The sequence below is a fragment of the Stenotrophomonas sp. 59 genome (assembly GCF_030291095.1).
Taxonomy (GTDB): domain Bacteria; phylum Pseudomonadota; class Gammaproteobacteria; order Xanthomonadales; family Xanthomonadaceae; genus Stenotrophomonas; species Stenotrophomonas maltophilia_Q.
Window position 1 is genome coordinate 2,467,504 of sequence record NZ_CP127408.1, and the last position, 18,425, is coordinate 2,485,928.

Genomic DNA, 18,425 nt, shown 5'->3' on the forward strand with positions numbered 1-18,425 from the left:
CAGTTACCGGAGCTTTGCCATGAAGATGAAGACTCTGGCCGCGATTGCGCTGGCCACCCTGCCGCTGTCCTTCCAGGCTACCGCCGAGGACTGGTACCCCTCTGCCTACGGTGCCAACGACGAGATCGGCGCGGCCAACCTGCTGACCGCGGACGTGGTCAAGCACGCGGTTTCGCTGGTCAGGACCGGCAAGACCTATCCGCTGGCGGTGCCGGTGGACAAGAACCTGCCTGCGTTCCGCCATCGCAGCTTCCGCCTGTACAACGTGCAGGTCGGCCAGCAGGCCGGCAAGTCGCTGGGCCCGAACAGGTTCACCTTCAACGATGAGCTGGTGAACGCCTGGACCGGCGTTGGCACCCAGCTCAACGGCATCGGCCACATCGGCATCGACAACGTCTACTACAACGGCAACAAGGCCGCCGACTTCGTCACCGTGGACGGCGTGCGCAAGCTGGGCGTCGAAAAGGTGCCGCCGATGGTTACCCGTGGCGTGGTGCTGGACATGACTGCCCACTACGGCAAGGCGATCGTGCCCGGCGGCACCGAGTTCACCGTGGCCGACATCCAGGCCGTGTTGAAGAAGCAGGGACTGAGCCTGCGCAAGGGCGACGTGGTGCTGTTCAACACCGGCTGGCTGGAACTGATCGGCAAGGACGACACGCAGTTCCTGGCAGTGGAGCCGGGTATCGGCATGGAGGCCGCCAAATGGCTGGCCGACCAGGGCATTGTTGCCTTCGGTGGCGACACCTGGGCCTCGGAGGTCTACCCGAACCCGAACGGTGCCGAGGAATTCCCGATCAACCAGTACATGCTGGCCAAGCGCGGCATCTACAACCTGGAGCTGATCGACAGCCGTGCGCTGGTGCGCGACAAGGCCTGGGAATTCCTGTTCGTGCTCGGCCAGCCGCTGTACGTCGGCTCGACCCAGGTCAACATCAACCCGGTGGCGATCCGATGAGCACGGCTGCTGGAATTCCCCTGTTCGCCGGGCGCCGTTTCCGCGTCAGTTATGACGGCCTGGCGGCAGACAACGCGTACAGTGCCGATGGTCGCCATGTGCAGTACGCCATCGTTTCCGGCGCCTATGCCGGTGCACGCGGCGAAGCCGCCTGCGAATGGCGGCAGATCAGCGAGGGCGTCTATGCCATTTCGTGGCAGGAAGCAGACGGCGCGACGGTCGTGCATGTCGATGACTTCCCGGGTAGGCGATCACTGGCCTGGTTCACCGCCACCGATGGCAGCTTCCATCGCATGCAGGGGCCACTGGCGGCCCTGTGATCTACCGGTGGCGCCGGGCCATGCCCGGCGGGAACACAACGCGGTGATCCCGGCCAGCAGGCGGAACATTACAGGTCGGTAATGTACGGGTCAGGGCGGCGAAAGGCGCCGCCCTCCACTCTGGGGGCCACTTCTGCCACAGGTGTTCCCCGCATGATCCGTACCCCGTTCCGTCCCGCCTCCCTTGCTCTTTTCCTGTTCGGCCTCGCGGTTGCGCCGCAGGCCCTGGCCCATCCCAGCCTGGTGCGCTCGACACCGGCCGCCGACGCGACCGTTGCCCCGGCCAGCCAGATCGAACTGCAGTTCAGTGAAAAGGTGATGCCGCGCGCCACCCGTATCGAACTGAGCATGGACCATGGCCGCATGAAGATGGCCGTGCCCACCACCGCGCAGGACATCTCCGAAGATGGCCACACGCTGCGCGCGCGCTTGGCCAAGCCGCTGGCGGCCGGCAGCTACGCACTGCAATGGCGTGCGGTCGGCCAGGACAGCCACCCGATCACCGGCACCTACCGTTTCACCGTGAAGTAAGGCGGCTGTCATGGCGGAGTTCTCGCCGTACGCGCTGCGGCTGGCGCTGTACCTGGTGCTGATGCTGCTGTTCGGGCGGATGCTGTTCGTCCGCCCCGCGCTGCCGCGCGGCGTCGCATCGGCGCTCACGGTGATTGCGCTGGTACTGGTGATCACCGATGCCGTGACCCGGTTGTCCGGCGTGCTCGGCATCGCGCCAGCCGGGATCGACCGCGAAGCGGTGCGCTGGTTCCTCACGGGCACGCCAGTGGGTGAAGCGGGCCTGCTGCGCATCCTCGCCCTTCTGGCGATGCTGCCGCTGCTGTCCTTCGCCCCTCCATTGCAGGGCCTGCGCCGCCTGGCCCTGCTCGCGCTTTCCGCTACGGCATTGGCCAGCCTGTCCTGGAATGGGCACGGTGCCGCGGGTGACGGGGCAAGCGGCACCGTTCGGCTGGTTGCCGGCATCGTCCATCTGCTGGCCGCCGGCGCCTGGATTGGAGCGATTGCCGCCATCCTGCAGCTGGCACTTCGTCCGCAGGGCCTGCGCCTGCGCGAACGCACCCGGGAGCTGTGGCAGGCCGCCCACGGCTTCGCCTTGCCCGGCACCCTCATCGTCGCCGCGCTGGCCATGACCGGCACCTATACCTATATCGATCTCGGCGGCTCGGTGCAGACCCTCACCGGCACTGCGCACGGGCGCTGGCTGCTGCTCAAGCTGGCCCTGGTGGGCGGCATGCTGGGGCTGGCGGCACTGCATCGCTGGCGGCTGGTGCCGGCACTGGCGGTTTCCATCCATGGCGGCTGGCAACCACGGCCGCTGCGTTCCCTGCGCTACAGCCTGGCCTGCGAATCGGTGCTGGCGGTATTGGTGCTGGCCTGCGTCGCGATCCTCGGCACGCTGGATCCGCTGGCATGAACCGGCGCCACCGGCCCGTGCCCAAGCTGCGATGATGGGCGCACCATGAAACTGCTGATCGTCGAAGACGAACCCAAGACCGGCAACTACCTGCGCCAGGGCCTGATCGAGGCCGGCTACGTGGTCGACCTCGCCTGCAACGGCATCGATGGACTGCACCTGGCCGGCAGTGGCGAGTACCAGCTGGTCATCCTGGACGTGATGCTGCCCGGCCTGGATGGCTGGGACGTGCTGTCGCGGCTTCGCGAGGCGGGCTGGCAGCTGCCGGTGCTGTTCCTGACCGCGCGCAGCAGCATCGCCGACCGCGTGCAGGGCCTGGAGCTGGGTGCCGACGATTACCTGGCCAAGCCGTTCGCCTTCGCCGAACTGCTGGCGCGCGTGCGTACCCTGCTGCGCCGCGGCCAGGCATTGCCGCAGGCCGAGCGCATCGTCATCGCCGACCTGGTGGTGGATACCCTGCGCCGCCGGGTCGAGCGCGACGGCCAGCGCATCGCCCTCAGCCAGAAGGAGTACACCCTGCTGGAGCTGCTCGCGCGCCGTCGCGGCGAAGTGCTGCCGCGCTCGCTGATCGCCTCGCAGGTGTGGGACATGAACTTCGACAGCGATACCAACGTGATCGACGTGGCGATCCGCCGCCTGCGCGCGAAAATCGACGACGGCTTCGACGCCAAGCTGATCGTCACCGTGCGCGGCATGGGCTATGTGCTGGAGGCGCCGGACGACGGCGCGGTGGGCAACGGATGAGCCTGCGCCGTTCCATTGCGGTACGGCTGACGCTGCTGTTCGCCACCGTTGCCACGCTCGTGCTGGCGGCATTGGGCGTGGCGATCTATGTCAGCGCCCGGCACGATCTGGTGGCGCAGGACTTCGTCGAGCTGGAAAACAAGGTCGCGCTCATACGCGACCTGGCCGGCAATGGACCTGCATCCGCGCGCGGGCAGCGGCTGGCAGAGGCCCTCGGCCACCATCCCGATATCGCCTTCCACATCGCCGATGACCGCGGCACCGTGCTGTTCTCCACCGCGCCGGCACTGCTGCGCGAGCACGCACGCAGCCAGCCCATCGACACCGCGCCACGGCGGCACGACTGGATCCTTGCTGATGGTCGCTGCATGCACGCCCTGTACCTGCGGCAGATCCTGGCCGACGGCAGCCAGCTGGTGACCCTGCTGGCCATTGATGACGACCGCCATGCCGATTTCCTGCAGCGCTTCCGCCATCTGCTGGCCATCGCCATCATTGGCGCCGCCGTGGCCAGCAGCCTGCTCGGTGGCTACGTGGTGCGGCGCACGCTGCGGCCGCTGCGTACGCTGGCCGATGAAGCCCGGCAGATCACCGCCGGCCGGCTCCAGCGCCGACTGAGTGCACGCAGTGCTCCGGCCGAACTGGAACAGCTGGCACAGACCCTCAACGGCATGCTCGCGCGGTTGCAGCAGGATTTCGCACGACTGACCGAGTTCTCCGGTGATCTCGCCCACGAGCTGCGCACGCCGATCACCAACATGCTGACCCAGGTGCAGGTCGTGCTCGCGCATCCGCGCAGCAACGAGGCCTACCGCGAGACACTGGCGTCGTGTGCCGAGGAACTGCAGCAGCTGGCACAGACCGTGGGTGACCTGCTGTACCTGGCACAGGCCGAGGCACCGGGTGCCCTGCCCTCGCGCGAGCGGGTGGCGCTGGATGCCGTGGTCGATTCCCTGCTGGAGTTCTACGAACCGCTGGCCGATGATCAGCAGTTGGCCCTGCGCCGTGAAGGCACCGCGCAGGTCCAGGGCAACCGGCTGATGCTGCACCGGGCCATTGCCAACCTGCTCTCGAACGCGTTGAAGCACGCGACCGCAGGCAGCGAAGTGCGGGTGCGGCTGGTCGAGTCCGAGGGCCTGTGCAGGATCAGCGTGCACAACGTTGGCATGCCGATTGCCGCAGAAGCGCTGCCGCGGCTGTTCGACCGCTTCTATCGCGGCGAGCGTGCCCGCCATGAAGGCGCCGGGCTGGGCCTGGCGATCACCCGGGCCATTGCGCAGGCACACGGTGGCAGCGTGAGCGTTGTTTCCAACGAAACCGGTACCGCATTCGAACTGGTGCTGCCGAGCGCCGCAGCCCGGTAATGCCGGCCCGTCGCGGCGTCTCAGGAGCGCAGCTTCGGTAGTGCCGGCCGCTGGCCGGCAACCCCTGTCTGGTCAAACACCCCGGCCACCCAGTCGATGAACACCCGCAGGCGTGGCGATGGCGTACGGCTGCGCAGGTAGACCAGGTTCAACGGACTCGGCGTCGGCGGCACCTCCGGCAGCAGTTCGACCAGTTGCCCACGCGCGATGTACGGGTCCATCCGGTAGCGCGGTGCCTGGATGATTCCCAGCCCCGCCAGCGCGGCGCCCAGGAACGCATCCGCGCCGGAAACACGCACCCGTGCGGGGAGCGGCACATAGCGCACCTGCATGCCTTGCTGGAACTCCAACGGAATCAGCTGGCCGGTGGCACTGGAGCGATAGCCGACCATTTCGTGGCCTTGCAGCAGGGATTCGATGCTGCCCGGCAAGCCCCTGTCCTGCACGTAGCCTGGCGAGGCCACCGTGACCTCACCCAGCATCGTCAACCGTCGCGCCGCCAGATCACTGTCGGCCAGCGCGCCGACCCGCAGCGCCGCGTCCACACCCTCACGCAGCAGATCCACATAGCGGTCGCCCTCGCTGACCTCCAGCTCGATCTCCGGGTAGCGCTGCAGGAAGTCCGGCAGGTGCGGAAGCAGCAGATGTCGCCCCAGCGTGCCATGCACCTCGATTCGCAGCGGGCCGCGCGGGGGTACGTCACGGAACGCGGCTTCAGCGTCGTCCATGTCGGCGATCAGGCGCAGGCAACGGCCGTAGAAGGCCTCACCTTCCAGCGTCGGTACCACCAACCGCGTGGTCCGGTGCAACAGGCGCACGCCCAACCGCGTTTCCAACGCCTTGATCGCATCGGTCACCGTGGCCCGCGGCAGGCCCAGGTCTTCGGAGGCACGCGTGAAGCTGCGGCGCTCGACAATACGGACGAAGGCGCGCATTGCCGTGAAACGGTCCATTGTTCGAGTTTCCGGATGATGTTGGCGGATTATGCAGGATTATCCGGACACTCGATGTGGCGAAGATGGTCCTGCGCCGCTCCGGCGTGCCCCGCTGGAATCCACCATGCCTACTCCCCCCGTCCGCCGCGTCGCCCTGGTCACGGGCGGCTCCCGCGGTATCGGCGCCGCCATCTCACGTCGGCTCGCGGCCGATGGCTACGCGGTCGCGATCAACTACGCCGGGCGCCGTGACGACGCCGAGGCGCTGGCTGCCGAACTCAACGCAGCCGGCGCGCAGGCCATCACCCTGCAGGCCGATGTGGCAGACCCGAAGGCGGTGCGCCAGCTGTTCGATGCCATCGACGCCCGTTTCGGCGGCATCGACGTGGTCGTCAACAGCGCCGGCGTGCTGCAGCTGGCACCACTGGCCGACACCGACGACGCCCTGTTCGAGCGGGTGATCGGCATCAACCTCAAGGGCGCCTTCAATGTGCTGCGTGAAAGCGCACGACGGGTGCGCGACGATGGCCGCCTGATCACCCTCTCAACCAGCGTGGTCGGCATCAGGCTGGAGAACTACAGCGTGTACGCAGCCAGCAAGGCGGCGGTGGAGACGATGGGCGCGATCCTCAGCAAGGAGCTGCGCGGGCGCAACATCACCGTGAACGCAGTGGCACCCGGACCCACCGCCACCGACCTGTTCCTGGAAGGCAAATCGCCGGAGCTGATCGAACGGTTGGCCAAGCTGAATCCCCTGGAGCGGCTGGGTACGCCCGAGGACATCGCCGGTGCGGTCGGGTTCCTGGCCAGCACCGATGGCGGGTGGATCAACGGCCAGGTGCTGCGCGCCAACGGCGGGATGGTCTAGATCGCGCGGAGGGCATCCACGCATGGCGTGGATCTACCTGGGAACCCGTGGCAGCCCATCGGATCCACGCAGCACGTAGGGCCCCTGTAGAGCCGAGCCCATGCTCGGCTGCTTCTGGTCTTCGCGCCAAGAGCAGCCGAGCATAGGCTCGGCTCTACAGCGTGGTCAGGCGGTACGGGCCTCGCGGCGGCGGTGCACCCAGTAATAGAGCGTCGGCAGCACCAGCAGGGTCAGCAGCATCGCCGACAGCAGGCCGCCGATCACCACCACCGCCAGCGGCTTCTGGGTCTCGGCACCGATCGCGTGCGAAGTCGCCATCGGCAGCAGGCCGAACATCGCCAGCAACGCGGTCATCAGCACCGTGCGCAGGCGTTGCAGCGAGCCCTGCACCACCGACTGCAGCAGGTCCATGCCCTGTTCGCGCAGCTGGGCAAACCGACTGAGCATCACCACCCCGTTCAAGACCGCCTGCCCGAACAAGGCGATGAATCCAATCGCCGCCGACACTGACAGCGGAATGCCGGTCAGCCACAGCGCCAGGATGCCGCCGATCATCGCCAACGGTACGTTGGCCAGGATCAGGGCCGCACTGCTGATGTCCTTGAAGGCATCAAACAGCAGCACGAAGATCAGCAGCACCGACAACGGAATCACCCAGCCCAGCCGCTTCATCGCGCGCTGCTGGTTCTCGAACTCGCCGGACCATTCCAGCCGGTAGCCCTCGGTCAGCTGCACGTTCGCATCCACGCGCTTGCGCATGTCGGCCACCACGCTGCCCATGTCACGCCCGGCGATGAAGATGCTGACCGCCTTCACCCGCTGTGCGTTCTCACGCGAGATGTTGATCGCGCCACTGGCCATGCGGAAGTCGGCCACGTCGGACAGCGTCACCGTATGGCCATCGCCGATGCCCACCGGCACCGTGCGCAGGCGCTGCAGGTCACGGTCGGCGTCGTCCAGGCGCAGCGTGATCGGGAACTTGCGGTCGCCCTCCCACAGCTCGCCCACCTGACGTCCGCCCAGCGCGGTCTCGATCACCTCGTCGACGTCCCGCACGTTCAGTCCGTAGCGCGCGGCACGGTCGCGATCGATCTCGATCTGCAGCTGTGGCAGCGAGCCATCACGGTCGATGAAGGCGCTCTCCACGCCCTCCACGCCGCGCACCTGGGCCAGGATGGCCTGCGCCTGCCGGTTCAATACCTCCAGGTCCGAGCCACTGACCTTGATCACCACCTGGCCCTTGATCTGCGAAATGCTCTCCAGGATGTTGTCGCGCACCGGCTGCGAGATCGAGAACTCCGGGCCCGGAATGCGTTGCTCCAGGGTGCGTTGCAGGTCACTCACCAGCTGCCGCTTGTCCACGCCCTTCGGCCACTCCTTCTCTGGCTTCAGCGCTACCAGTGCCTCGATCTGGTTGGCGCCCTTGGCATCGGAGCCGTCTTCCGGGCGGCCGAGCTTGGCCACTACCGTCGACACCTGCGGGAAGGTGCCGACCAGCTCGCGGATGCGCCGCGACTGCTGCTGCGCCTCGGCCAGGCTGGTGCTGGGGTCGAGCGTGGCGGTCAACCAGATCGAACCCTCGTCCAGCTCCGGCAGGAACTCCGAGCCCAGCCGCGTGCCCAGCGCCAGCGTGGCGACCAGCAGCGCCACCGCGGTCAGCACCACCGCACGTGGTCGCGCCAGGGCGCGCTCCAGCACCGGCTTGTACCAACCGGTCAGGCGGTCCATCAGCGGATTGCCGTCACGCATGCGGTCGCGCCGCAGCCACCAGAAGCAGAACAGCGGTACTACGGTCAGCGCCAGGATCAAGGCACCGATCAGCGCCGAGGTCACCGAGTAGGCCATCGGTGCGAACATGCGGCCTTCCTGGCGCTGCAGGGTGAAGATCGGGATGTGCGCGGCGATGATGATCAGCATCGAGAAGAACGTCGGCCGCCCCACTTCGGATGCTGCCGACAGGATGGTCGAGAAGCGTGTCTTCCTGTCGGCGTTGGGCGGCAGTTTCGATAGTCGCGAAACGATGTGCTCGGTCACGATCACCGCGCCATCGATGATGATGCCGAAGTCCATCGCCCCCAGCGACAGCAGGTTGGCCGGCACGCCCCACAGGTGCAGGCCGAGGAAGGTCGACAACAGCGCCAAAGGCATCATAGCCGCCACGATCAGCGCCGCGCGGGCGTTGTACAGGAACAGCCACAGCACCAGGAACACCAGCACCGCACCTTCCAGCAGGTTGCGGAACACGGTTTTCAATGTGGTCGAGACCAGCCACGAGCGATCGTAGAACGGCTCGATGCTGACCCCGGCCGGCAGCTGGTTCGCTTCGATCTCGGTGATGCGCTTATGCAGGGCGTCGAGCACATCGGACGGATTCTCGCCCTTGCGCATCAGCACCATGCCGAACACCGCGTCGTCGTTGTCGTCCTGGCCGACCAGGCCCTGCCGGGGCAGGCCGGTATCGGCGATGCCGGCCAGGTCGCGTACCAGGATCGGCGTTCCGCCACGTTGCGCTACCACCACGTTGCCGATGTCGGCCGGCGAGCGCATCAGGCCCACGCCGCGGATCAGGAACTGCTGCTGGCCGCGCTCCACGTAGCCGCCGCCCGCATTCGAACTGCCCTTCTCCAGCGCTTCGGCGAACTCGCCGAGGCTGATACCGCGGTCACGCAGCTTGTCCAGATCCGGCTTGACCTGGAACGTGCGCGCAAAGCCACCAAAGCTGATCACATCGGCCACGCCCGGCACCGTGCGCAGGCTGCGCTCCATCACCCATTCCTGGGTGGTACGCAGCTGGGTGGACGTCATGTGCGGTCCCTTCAGCACGTAGCGGTAGATCTCGCCCACCGCCGAGCTCATCGCCTCCAGCTCCGGCGTCACCCCTTCCGGCAGTTCCACGCCCTGCAGCCGCTCCAGCACCTGCTGGCGCGCGAAATAGTCATCGGCCTTGTCATCGAAGGTCAGGATGATCATCGACAGGCCGAACTGCGTATGCGAGAACACCCGTACCGAATGCGGGATACCGGACAACGCCACCTCCAACGGCATCGTCACCTCACGTTCTACTTCCTCGGCAGCACGACCGGGATGCAGCGAGACCACCGTCACCTGGGTGTCGGACACATCCGGGAAGGCTTCCACCGGCAACACGCGGAACGCGGCGATGCCGGCGCCGATGAACAACAGCAACGCCAGCATCACCATCAACGGCTGGCGCAGGCAATAGGCAATCAGGCGATCGATCATGGCGCGGTGTGCCCCGTGCCGCTGCCGGTGGTTGCAGCAATCGGTGCGCTGTCCACCAGCTGCTGCAGCAGCAGCCCGCCCTCGACCACCACCCGGCTGCCAGCAACCAGGCCATCGCGTACCCACAGGCGGCCGTCACCGAGTTCTTCGGCATGCACGGCACGGCGCACGAAGCGCCCCTTGCCCTCTTCCACGAACACCACTTGCCTGCCATCGATCAGCAGCACCGCCGCATCCGGCAGGGTGACGCCGCCCTCGGCCGGCAACGCCACCTGTGCGCGCACGTACTGCCCGGCCTTGAATCCGCGGGTGCGGTTGTCCAGCTCTGCGCGCGCCTGCACCACGCGGCGTTCGCTGTCGACGAAGTCGTCCACGTGCTGCAGCGTGGCCTGCAGGGGCGTGCCGTCGGCGCCGGGCACGCTCACCTGCATGCCGGCCTTCAGGCGCCCGGCCAGGCTTTCGGGAATGTCCAGCAGCAGCCACAGGCGATCCGGATCGCCGATCACCGCCAACGGCTGCTCGCTGTCCGGGCTGACCGTCATGCCCGGGCTCATCCGCCGCTCCACCAGCACGCCATCGATGGGCGCGCGCAGCGGCAGGCGCTGATCGACGTGCTGGCCATTGCCATAGGCCTTGGCAAAGGCGGTTGCGCGCGCATGATCGGCCTTGCTGCCGGCGAAGCTGGCCTCGGCCTCATCCAGCTCGCGCCCGGACGCTACGCCCGCGGCGTGCAGCTCGCGGGTGCGTTCCAGCTCCTTGCGCGCCTGCTGCAGTTCCGCGCGACCACGCGCGCCTTCGGCCTGGGCCTGGCCGAATTCCGGCGAGGTGATCCAGGCGATGACCTGGCCGGCCTTCACCTGTTGCCCCGGCTGCGCCTCGATCCGCGCCACCTGCCCCGGCAGCGGCGCACGCAGTGCACTGGAGCGGGTTTCATCCCAGACCACCCGGCCCGGCAGTTGCAGGCTGGCGCTGGCACCGGCGGTCACGGCCTCGCTGCGCAGCACATCCAGCTGGCGGCTGTCGGCCGGGAACTGGATCTGCCCGGCACTGACCTGCGGCGCATCCTCGGTGTACGAGGCCGGCTCACGACCACAGCCGCTGAGCAGGGCCAGCGCCAGCAACGCCGGCAGCACGGCATGTCGCGCCCGCAGGCGATGGGCGGCAGTGGACTTCATCGGGATTCTCCTTCAGCAACGGATGTGGCGGCTTCCCAGCGCGCCAGGGCAATGGCATGGTCGGCGCGTGCTTCGATCAGCGCGGCCTCGAAGTCGCGCCAGCTACGTCGCGCATCCAGCAGGTCGGTCAGGCTGGCGGCGCCACGGCGGTACGCCAGCTCGATGCCCTCCACCGCCTTGCGCGCGGCGTCGGCGTGCAGGCCTTCATAGTCGGTGCGGCGCTGCGTGGCGGCCTGCGCGCTGGCCAGCAACTGGTCCAGCTCGGCGCGCGCTTCGCGCTGCTGCACCTGCAGCTCAAGCGCCGCGCTGTCACGGTCGGCTTCGGCACGTTGGATGGCGCCGCGCGCACGCGATGGGCCGCCGAGTGGAATGGTCAGCGACACGCCCCAGGTGACACCGTTGATATCGGTCGGCTCCCGCTCCGCCTCCACGCCCAGCTGGATATCGCGGTGGCGCTCGCTGCGTGCCAGCGCCACGCCGGCATCGGCGGCGGCCAGGCGCGAGCGCGCCGCGCGCAGATCGGCGCGCTGCTGCGGATCGAATGCCCGCGTACCGGCCACACCGGCGGCGTCCGGCCACGCGTCATCGGCACTCAGCTCGCCGCTGTCATCGCGGCCGAGCAACAGGCCCAGCGTGTGCCGCGCATCGCGCAGATCCAGCGCCGCCTCGCGCGCCGCGTCGGCGACGGCAAGGTCGTCCACCGCCAGCCGCGCACGATCCACCGGCGCCATCGCTCCGGTTGCGACCTGCTTGTCGGCAGCGGCCATCTGTTCGGCCGAACTCTGGCGGTTGGCCTCAGCAATCTGCGCCCGCTCCTGTGCGCCCTTCAGGCCGAAGTAGGCTTCATGCAGCGCCACCTGCTGTCGGCGCCGGGTATCCAGCATCTCCAGCCCGGCCACCTCCAGCAGCGCATCGGCCTGGCGGACGCGCAGTGCACGCTTGCCACCGCGTTCCCAGGTCCAGCCCAGGCCCAGCGTGCTGTCCACCCGTTTGTCCTGCCAGCGTCCGGGGCCGATGCCATGCTTGGGGCTGATCTTGCTGCTGCCGATCGAAAGCTCGGCTGCGGGCCGCAGCGCGGCCGTCTGCGCATCGCCCTGCACGCCGCGCAGCTCCAGTGCCGCCGCACGCAGATCAGGGTTGTGGGCGTCCATCGCACGCTGCGCTTCGGCCAGCGACAACGCTGAAGCCGTGGGTGCGCACACAAGGGCGGCCAGCACGGCCGCAACATGAAGGGAGAAATTCATGCACGTCACGTTAAGGTGACGGACTTGCGCCAAACTTGCCCCAACCTTGCACGAAGCTTGCAATGCGAATCCTGCTGATCGAAGACGACGCCGCCTTGGCCGATGGACTGATCCGCGCCCTGCAGGGTGCCGGCCATCTGTGCGACCACCTGTCGCGCGGGCTGCATGCACCCGCGGCACTGGCCAGTGCACCGTATGACGTGATGGTGCTCGACCTCTCGCTGCCCGACGTGGACGGGCTCGATCTGCTGTCGCGGCTGCGCAACGATGGCGCCACCCTGCCGGTGTTGATCCTTACCGCACGCGATGGCGTAGAGGACCGCATTCTTGGGCTGGACCGGGGTGGCGACGATTACCTTGCAAAACCTTTCGCGCTCGGCGAACTGGAAGCGCGGCTGCGTGCGCTGTCACGTCGGCGCAGCGACGCACCGGCACAGAAGCGGCTGGGCCGCCTGTGCTTCGACAGCATCCGCAACGAGGTGCAGGTAGAGGGCCAGCGCGTCGAGCTTACCGCGCGCGAGCTGGCGCTGGTCGAGGCGCTGATGCAGCACCCCGGCCGCACCGTGACCAAGCAGCGCCTGTTCGACGCGTTGTACAGCTGGGACCACGAGGCCAACCTGTCGGTGATCGAGGTGCATGTCAGCCGCCTGCGTCGCAAGCTGGAACAAGCGCGCGCCGGCGTGGGCATCCGCATGCTGCGCGGCCTCGGCTATCGCCTGGAGGCCGGGGGTGACTGAGCGGGTGCACAGCCTGCGCGGCCTGCTGCTGCGCCGCCTGTGGCTGCCGCTGCTGGTGCTGATGCTGTGCAGCGCGGTCGGCTCGTTCGCACTGGCCCGCTTCTATGCCGGCCAGGTCTACGACCGCTGGCTGCTGGACTCGGCGATGTCGTTGTCCGAGCTGGTGAAGGTGCAGGACGACCAGGTCTCCATCGAGATCACGCCGGCGGTCTCGCGCATGTTCACCTGGGACACCGCCGACGAAGTGCATGGCGAGGTGGTCGATGCCGCGGGCGGGCGCCTGTACGGCGATCTGCCCGAGGCACTGCCGCGCCCAACCGTCGCCGCCGAGGGCAGCGACGCGGTCTACTACGACGCACGCCTGCGCGGCCAGGCGGTGCGCATGGTGGAAGTGGTGGTCAGCGCCGGGCCAGGCCATGACATCCGCCTGCGCGTGGCCGAAACGCTGCGCAAGCGCCATCGCCTGGAACGCAAGCTGCTGATGACCAGCATCCCGTTCCAGACCGCGATCCTGGCACTGGCCGCATGGCTGGCCTGGTCGGGCACCGGTGCCGCCGCACGGCACGCCAACCAGGTCGCGCGGCGATTGGCCAGCCCGCGCCCGGATCCGCTTGCGCCTCTGGAACCGGCGCAGGAAGCGCCGCGCGAACTGTGGCCGGCAGTAGAGGCCTACAACGCGCTGCTGCAACGCCTGGACGCCATGCAGGCCGCGCAGCGGCGTTTCGTCAGCAATGCCGCGCACCAGTTGCGCACGCCCTTGGCGGCGATGCAGGTGGAACTTGAAAGCTCGTTGCGCCAGCATGATCCGCAGGCGCAGCAACTGGCGTTGTCCGGCACGCTGGCCGGGCTGGCACGGCTGCAGCACCTGGTCAACCAACTGCTGCTGCTCAGCCGCTCCGAGGAATCGCAGGGCAGCGCGCTGTCACTGCAGCCTGTGGATCTGGCCGCACTCGCCCGGAGCGTGGTCGAACGCTATGCCGACCGGGCGCTGGCCGCGGGCGCGGACCTGGGCTACGACGGCCCGGATGACGGCGTGCAGGTACAGGGTGAGCCGCAGCTGCTGCGCGAGGCGCTGGGCAATCTGCTGGACAACGCGCTGCGCTACGGTTCCGTGCGCGGCGTAGTTACCCTGGGTGTGCGGCAGGATGCCCACGGTGTGCAGGTGTGGGTGGACGATGACGGCCCCGGCATCCCCGCGGCCGAACGAAGCCACGTCACCGAACGCTTCTACCGCGCCAGCAGCGAAGGCGACGGCTGTGGTTTGGGCCTGGCGATCGTGGCCGAGATCGCGCAACGGCATGGCGCGGCGTTGGCGATCAATACCGCCCCCATCGGCGGCGCGCGGGTCAGCCTGCGGTTCACCTGACGACTACAGAACACCCCCTGTAGAGCCGAGCCCATGCTCGGCTGGTGTTGGCGGCATGCCTGAGTAGGTGCCACCCCTGGTTGGCGCCGTTGATCTCCCGAGTGCCAACCAAGGTTGGCACCCACCAAGCGGGGTTGCTCTCACCTGGCGACTACAGAACACCCCCTGTAGAGCCGAGCCCATGCTCGGCTGGTGTTGGCGGCATGCCTGAGTAGGTGCCACCCCTGGTTGGCGCCGTTGATCTCCCGAGTGCCAACCAAGGTTGGCACCCACCAAAGCGGGGTTGCTCGACAGGCATGCCCTGGTAGCAGCCAACCTTGGTTGGCGCCGTTGATGTTCCGCGTGCCAACCAAGGTTGGCACCTACCAGGATCGCATTACCGGCTCATCGAATACGGGGCCTGCGCGCCCTGCCCCGGCCAATCCTTGTTGGGCTCGGCCTGCATGCTGAAACGCAGTTCGCCACCGGCCAGGATCTCGTCGTGGCGCAGGAACGTGCGCTGCAACGGCTTGCCGTTGAGGCTCACGCTGCCTACATAGGTATGCGCGTCATCCAGCCCGTCGGCCACGATGGTGAACGTCTTGCCGTTGGGCAGGCGCATCGCGGTCTTCGGCAGGAACGGGCGGCCGAGGATGTACTCACCCGAGCCAGGAGCCACCGGGTAGAAACCCAGCGCGGTGAACACGTACCACGCCGACATCTGGCCCACGTCGTCATTGCCGGCCAGGCCATCGGGCCGGTCGGCGTACTGGGTATCCATGATCTGCTTCAGGCGTGCCTGCGTGCGCCACGGCTGTCCCGCGTACGAATACAGGTAGGCCACGTGGTGGCTGGGCTCGTTGCCGTGCGCATACCAGCCGATCAGGCCGGTGATGTCTTCCATGTGCGCGAAGATCGACGGATCCACCTTTGCGTTGAACACATCGTCCAACCGCGCCAACAGCTTGTCGCTGCCCCCGTGGGCTGCGGCCAGCCCGGCCACGTCCTGCGGCACGTACCAGGAGTACTGCCAGGCGTTGCCCTCGGTGTAGTCGGTGCCGTAGCCGCTGGCGCTGGGATCGAACGGCTCGCGGAAGCTGCCATCGCGCTTGCGCGCACGCATGAAGCCGGTGTCCTTGTCGAACGCGTTGCGCCAATTTCCGGCACGCTTGTCGAAGGTCGCCGCCACATCGGTCTTGCCCATCGCCTGCGCCATGCGCGCGATGGTCCAGTCGTCGAAGGCGTACTCCAGCGTCTTGCTGGCCGCCTCGCCCTCCTCGTCGATCGGCACGTAGCCCAGCTCGCGGTACTGCGCGATGCCGTCATATGGGCCGTAATTGGCGGTCTCGACCATCGCCTTCAACGCCTTGTCGGCGTCGAAGCCACGGATGCCCTTCACGTAGGCATCGGCGATCACCGGCACCGCGTGGTAGCCGATCATGCACCAGTCTTCCAGCCCGTGGAACGACCACACCGGCAGCATGCCATAGGGACTGTGCTCATGATGGGCGAGCATGGAGTTCACGAAATCGCTGTTGCGCTTCTCCGGCTGCACCAGGGTCAGCAACGGATGCAGCGCCCGGTAGGTATCCCACAGCGAGAAGGTGGAGTAGTTCGTGTAGCCCTTGGCCTGATGCACGGCATTGTCCGAGCCGCGGTACTGGCCATCGGCATCCATGAACAGCGTCGGCCCCAGCAGGGTGTGGTACAGCGCCGTGTACGCACTGCGGCGCGCATGTTCGGGGGCGTCGATATCGAGCACCGACAGCGCCTGCGTCCATTCCTGCTTCGCCTGCGCGCGCACGCGGTCGAAATCGAAGCCGGCCACTTCGGCATCGAGGTTGGCGATGGCGCCGGCCTCGCTGACCGGCGAAATCGCCACCTTCACAACCAGCGGTGCATCCAGCTTGCCGAAGTTGAAGGTACCGACCAGCTGCCGTCCCTCGATCTGGGCACGCTGCTTCGGGTCTTTCTCGCCAGGGGGCGCGAAGCCCTTGTAGACGATGTCCTGCTCGGTGTTGTGCAGTTCGTGGCCCGACAGCGGGCGCGAGAAGCGCATCGCAAAGTACAGCTGGCGGCCGGCGGCCCAACCACGGGTCTCGCGGAAGCCGGTCACCGTGCCATCGGAACGCACCCGTACCCGCGACCACAGGATCTTGCCCGGGTAGTCGTACATGCTGGTGCGCATGTCCAGCAGCACCTTGGCGTCGGCGCCTTTCGGGAACGCATAACGATGCACGCCCGCGCGCGCGCTGGTGGTCAGCTCGGCACGCACCTTGTAATCGTCCAGGGTGACCGCGTAGTAGCCCGGCTCGGCTTTTTCATCGTCGTGGCGGAAGCGCGAGGCGTAGCCGCTGCCGGGCTTGTCCGGATCACCGCGCTCCAGGCCGGGGTTGCCGGTGAACGGCATCAGCAGGATGTCGCCCAGATCGGAATGGCCGGTACCGGAGAAATGCGTATGCGAGAAGCCGACGATGCTGCTGTCGTCGTAGCGGTAGCCGGCCGCCCAGCCATACGCCTTCTCGCGTGGCTGGATGCGCGTATCCGGGCTGAGCTGGACCATGCCGAACGGCACCGTCGCACCCGGATAGGTATGGCCCTCGCCGCCGGTACCGATGAATGGATCGACCGAGGCGTAGGCCTTGTCAGCGGCAGTTCTGGCAGGAGCGGCAGAAGCCAGGCCGGAAGCGAGCATCACCGTGGCGGCGACAGCGATCAGGAGACGACGGTCCAGCGTGGGCATCGGCATTTGGATCGATTCAGATGATAGCCGGATCCTAGCACCGGACTTCCCATGCCGCATGTTGCAGTGCGGCCACCTGCCCCTCCATGGTTCACACCCCCAGCTAGACGCTTCCCAAGCTAAGCGCAGCCGTACAAGGCTTCGCTTTTCGCCCCGTGACGGCACTTGCTGTGGAACCGATGCCGCCCCACCCTGCGCCCACTCCCGGGAGAGCACGCATGAACATCCGCGTTGCACGATGGATCGTGATGGGAAGCCCAATGGGTTTCGCAACACTCGGCCGCGCCACGCCCTCCCACTACATCCACCTCCTCGCAGCCTCTACAGGATGACTACACCATCATGCGCCTGCTGCTGGAACACAACCGCCGCGGCTGGATGACGCCTGCTGCACGTGCCAACCGCAAGCAGAGTCTGCGTGAGGCGCTGCAATTCATGTCATCGAACATGGGGTGGTGCGTTCGAGCTGTCATTCAAGGGTGATGAAGCAGCGGGCACACGGTTGATCGAACCGTTCTATCCGTTGCGGTGAGGTCAACACGGCCTGGACAGCCGAGCACGGCTCGGCTTTACAGGAAGCTTATCGGCCCGCCTACGCTGCAATGGCCTTCTGGATATCCGCCAGCGGCGCATTGGTCAGGTCCTTGGCGATATCACCCAGCAGGCGTGCCTGGGTTTCCTTGTGCAGCAGCGGGCGGATGCGCCCCAGCGTGGTCGGGTCGGCCACCAGCACCAGGTGTGCGTAGCGGTTGTTCAACGCATCGTCGTTGAGCTGCTCGGCCACCTGCTTGGCAAAGGTGGCTTCATTGAGCTGGGAAATGGACATGTCCTTCGGCACGGCACCGGCCGGCCCCTGCCCGGAAACACCCTGCTCGCTGATGTCCTGCAGGCGCAGTTCGCCTTCCTGCTTCAGCGCCAGCTGGTGATCGCTGCCAACGTTGGTGAATACACGGGCCGAGCCACCATCGGCGACAACCACAAGCGTACCTTCGGGAATGCGACGGGTCATGCGATGCTCCTTCTCTGTTGCGTTCGCCTCCAACGTAGAGGGCGACGTGTGAGCAGTGCGGCCAGATTCCGTTCAACGCATGTCATCACCGCCGTGCAGATGAACAGGCACGATGGAACACAGCGTGCAGATCAGCGCGCTTCGCTGCATGCTCACGCACGTGCCGTTATGATGAACGGATGATCGACACGACCCACTACGTGACGGGCGCACCTGTTACGTGGGAAGCACTGCCGACCGGCGCTTCGCTTGCCACGCTTGTTCTTGTCACGCCTGCCCTTGTCACGGATGTTCCCGCTTCGCCCATCCATCGC

Annotated in this window: 16 protein-coding genes; 10 read left to right on the forward strand and 6 right to left on the reverse strand. The window is 67.3% G+C overall.

The genetic code is table 11. The features are described 5' to 3' along the window. Positions 1 to 19 precede the first annotated feature (19 nt). From QP552_RS11525 to QP552_RS11550, 6 genes are all read left to right on the forward strand, one after another. Complete coding sequence (locus tag QP552_RS11525; protein ID WP_111111763.1) at positions 20 to 958, forward strand: cyclase family protein; 939 nt, start codon at positions 20 to 22, stop codon at positions 956 to 958. Next, positions 955 to 1,278, forward strand: coding sequence for an adenylate cyclase (locus QP552_RS11530; RefSeq protein ID WP_111111764.1), 324 nt, complete (start codon positions 955 to 957; stop codon positions 1,276 to 1,278). Before QP552_RS11525 ends, QP552_RS11530 begins: the two co-directional genes overlap by 4 nt. 153 nt (positions 1,279 to 1,431) lie before the next feature. Beyond that, positions 1,432 to 1,809 (forward strand): copper homeostasis periplasmic binding protein CopC, encoded by a 378-nt coding sequence (gene copC / locus QP552_RS11535; protein WP_111111765.1) that lies wholly within the window; start codon positions 1,432 to 1,434, stop codon positions 1,807 to 1,809. A 10-nt stretch (positions 1,810 to 1,819) separates the two neighbouring features. Further along, complete coding sequence (gene copD / locus QP552_RS11540) at positions 1,820 to 2,704, forward strand: copper homeostasis membrane protein CopD (protein ID WP_106548608.1); 885 nt, start codon at positions 1,820 to 1,822, stop codon at positions 2,702 to 2,704. A gap of 45 nt (positions 2,705 to 2,749) precedes the next feature. Beyond that, positions 2,750 to 3,448, forward strand: coding sequence for a heavy metal response regulator transcription factor (locus tag QP552_RS11545; protein WP_111111766.1), 699 nt, complete (start codon positions 2,750 to 2,752; stop codon positions 3,446 to 3,448). Continuing rightward, entirely contained in the window at positions 3,445 to 4,812 is a 1,368-nt protein-coding gene (locus tag QP552_RS11550; RefSeq protein ID WP_111111767.1) for a heavy metal sensor histidine kinase, read from the forward strand. The genes QP552_RS11545 and QP552_RS11550 overlap by 4 nt, the downstream gene beginning before the upstream one ends. Before the next feature lie 20 nt (positions 4,813 to 4,832). On the opposite strand, the gene QP552_RS11555 is transcribed toward QP552_RS11550, so the two are convergent. After that, positions 4,833 to 5,765, reverse strand: a complete 933-nt coding sequence (locus tag QP552_RS11555) for a LysR family transcriptional regulator (protein ID WP_286073683.1) — start codon at positions 5,763 to 5,765, stop codon at positions 4,833 to 4,835. A gap of 106 nt (positions 5,766 to 5,871) precedes the next feature. Between QP552_RS11555 and QP552_RS11560 the strand changes: the two genes are divergently transcribed. Then, complete coding sequence (locus QP552_RS11560) at positions 5,872 to 6,615, forward strand: SDR family oxidoreductase (protein ID WP_106548612.1); 744 nt, start codon at positions 5,872 to 5,874, stop codon at positions 6,613 to 6,615. Positions 6,616 to 6,780: 165 nt separating this feature from the next. Here the strand turns inward: QP552_RS11560 and QP552_RS11565 are convergent, their stop codons facing one another. The 3 genes from QP552_RS11565 to QP552_RS11575 are packed head-to-tail and all read right to left on the reverse strand — an operon-like array spanning position 6,781 to position 12,277. Continuing rightward, the gene (locus tag QP552_RS11565; RefSeq protein WP_111111769.1) at positions 6,781 to 9,858 is read right to left on the reverse strand and encodes a CusA/CzcA family heavy metal efflux RND transporter; all 3,078 of its coding nucleotides are present in this window, start codon (positions 9,856 to 9,858) and stop codon (positions 6,781 to 6,783) included. Then, complete coding sequence (locus QP552_RS11570; protein ID WP_111111770.1) at positions 9,855 to 11,033, reverse strand: efflux RND transporter periplasmic adaptor subunit; 1,179 nt, start codon at positions 11,031 to 11,033, stop codon at positions 9,855 to 9,857. The genes QP552_RS11565 and QP552_RS11570 overlap by 4 nt, the downstream gene beginning before the upstream one ends. Continuing rightward, entirely contained in the window at positions 11,030 to 12,277 is a 1,248-nt protein-coding gene (locus tag QP552_RS11575; RefSeq protein WP_111111771.1) for a TolC family protein, read from the reverse strand. Before QP552_RS11575 ends, QP552_RS11570 begins: the two co-directional genes overlap by 4 nt. Before the next feature lie 62 nt (positions 12,278 to 12,339). Between QP552_RS11575 and QP552_RS11580 the strand changes: the two genes are divergently transcribed. Beyond that, positions 12,340 to 13,014 (forward strand): response regulator, encoded by a 675-nt coding sequence (locus QP552_RS11580; RefSeq protein ID WP_111111772.1) that lies wholly within the window; start codon positions 12,340 to 12,342, stop codon positions 13,012 to 13,014. Continuing rightward, entirely contained in the window at positions 13,007 to 14,380 is a 1,374-nt protein-coding gene (locus tag QP552_RS11585) for a sensor histidine kinase (protein ID WP_286073684.1), read from the forward strand. The genes QP552_RS11580 and QP552_RS11585 overlap by 8 nt, the downstream gene beginning before the upstream one ends. Positions 14,381 to 14,756: 376 nt before the next feature. Here QP552_RS11585 and QP552_RS11590 read toward each other — a convergent pair whose 3' ends face one another. Then, positions 14,757 to 17,108 (reverse strand): GH92 family glycosyl hydrolase, encoded by a 2,352-nt coding sequence (locus QP552_RS11590; RefSeq protein WP_286073685.1) that lies wholly within the window; start codon positions 17,106 to 17,108, stop codon positions 14,757 to 14,759. Positions 17,109 to 17,444: 336 nt separating this feature from the next. Here QP552_RS11590 and QP552_RS11595 point away from each other — a divergent pair, with 336 nt between their 5' ends. Beyond that, entirely contained in the window at positions 17,445 to 17,585 is a 141-nt protein-coding gene (locus tag QP552_RS11595; protein ID WP_258393971.1) for a hypothetical protein, read from the forward strand. A gap of 109 nt (positions 17,586 to 17,694) precedes the next feature. On the opposite strand, the gene QP552_RS11600 is transcribed toward QP552_RS11595, so the two are convergent. Then, entirely contained in the window at positions 17,695 to 18,111 is a 417-nt protein-coding gene (locus QP552_RS11600; RefSeq protein WP_106548619.1) for a host attachment family protein, read from the reverse strand. Positions 18,112 to 18,425 lie beyond the last annotated feature (314 nt).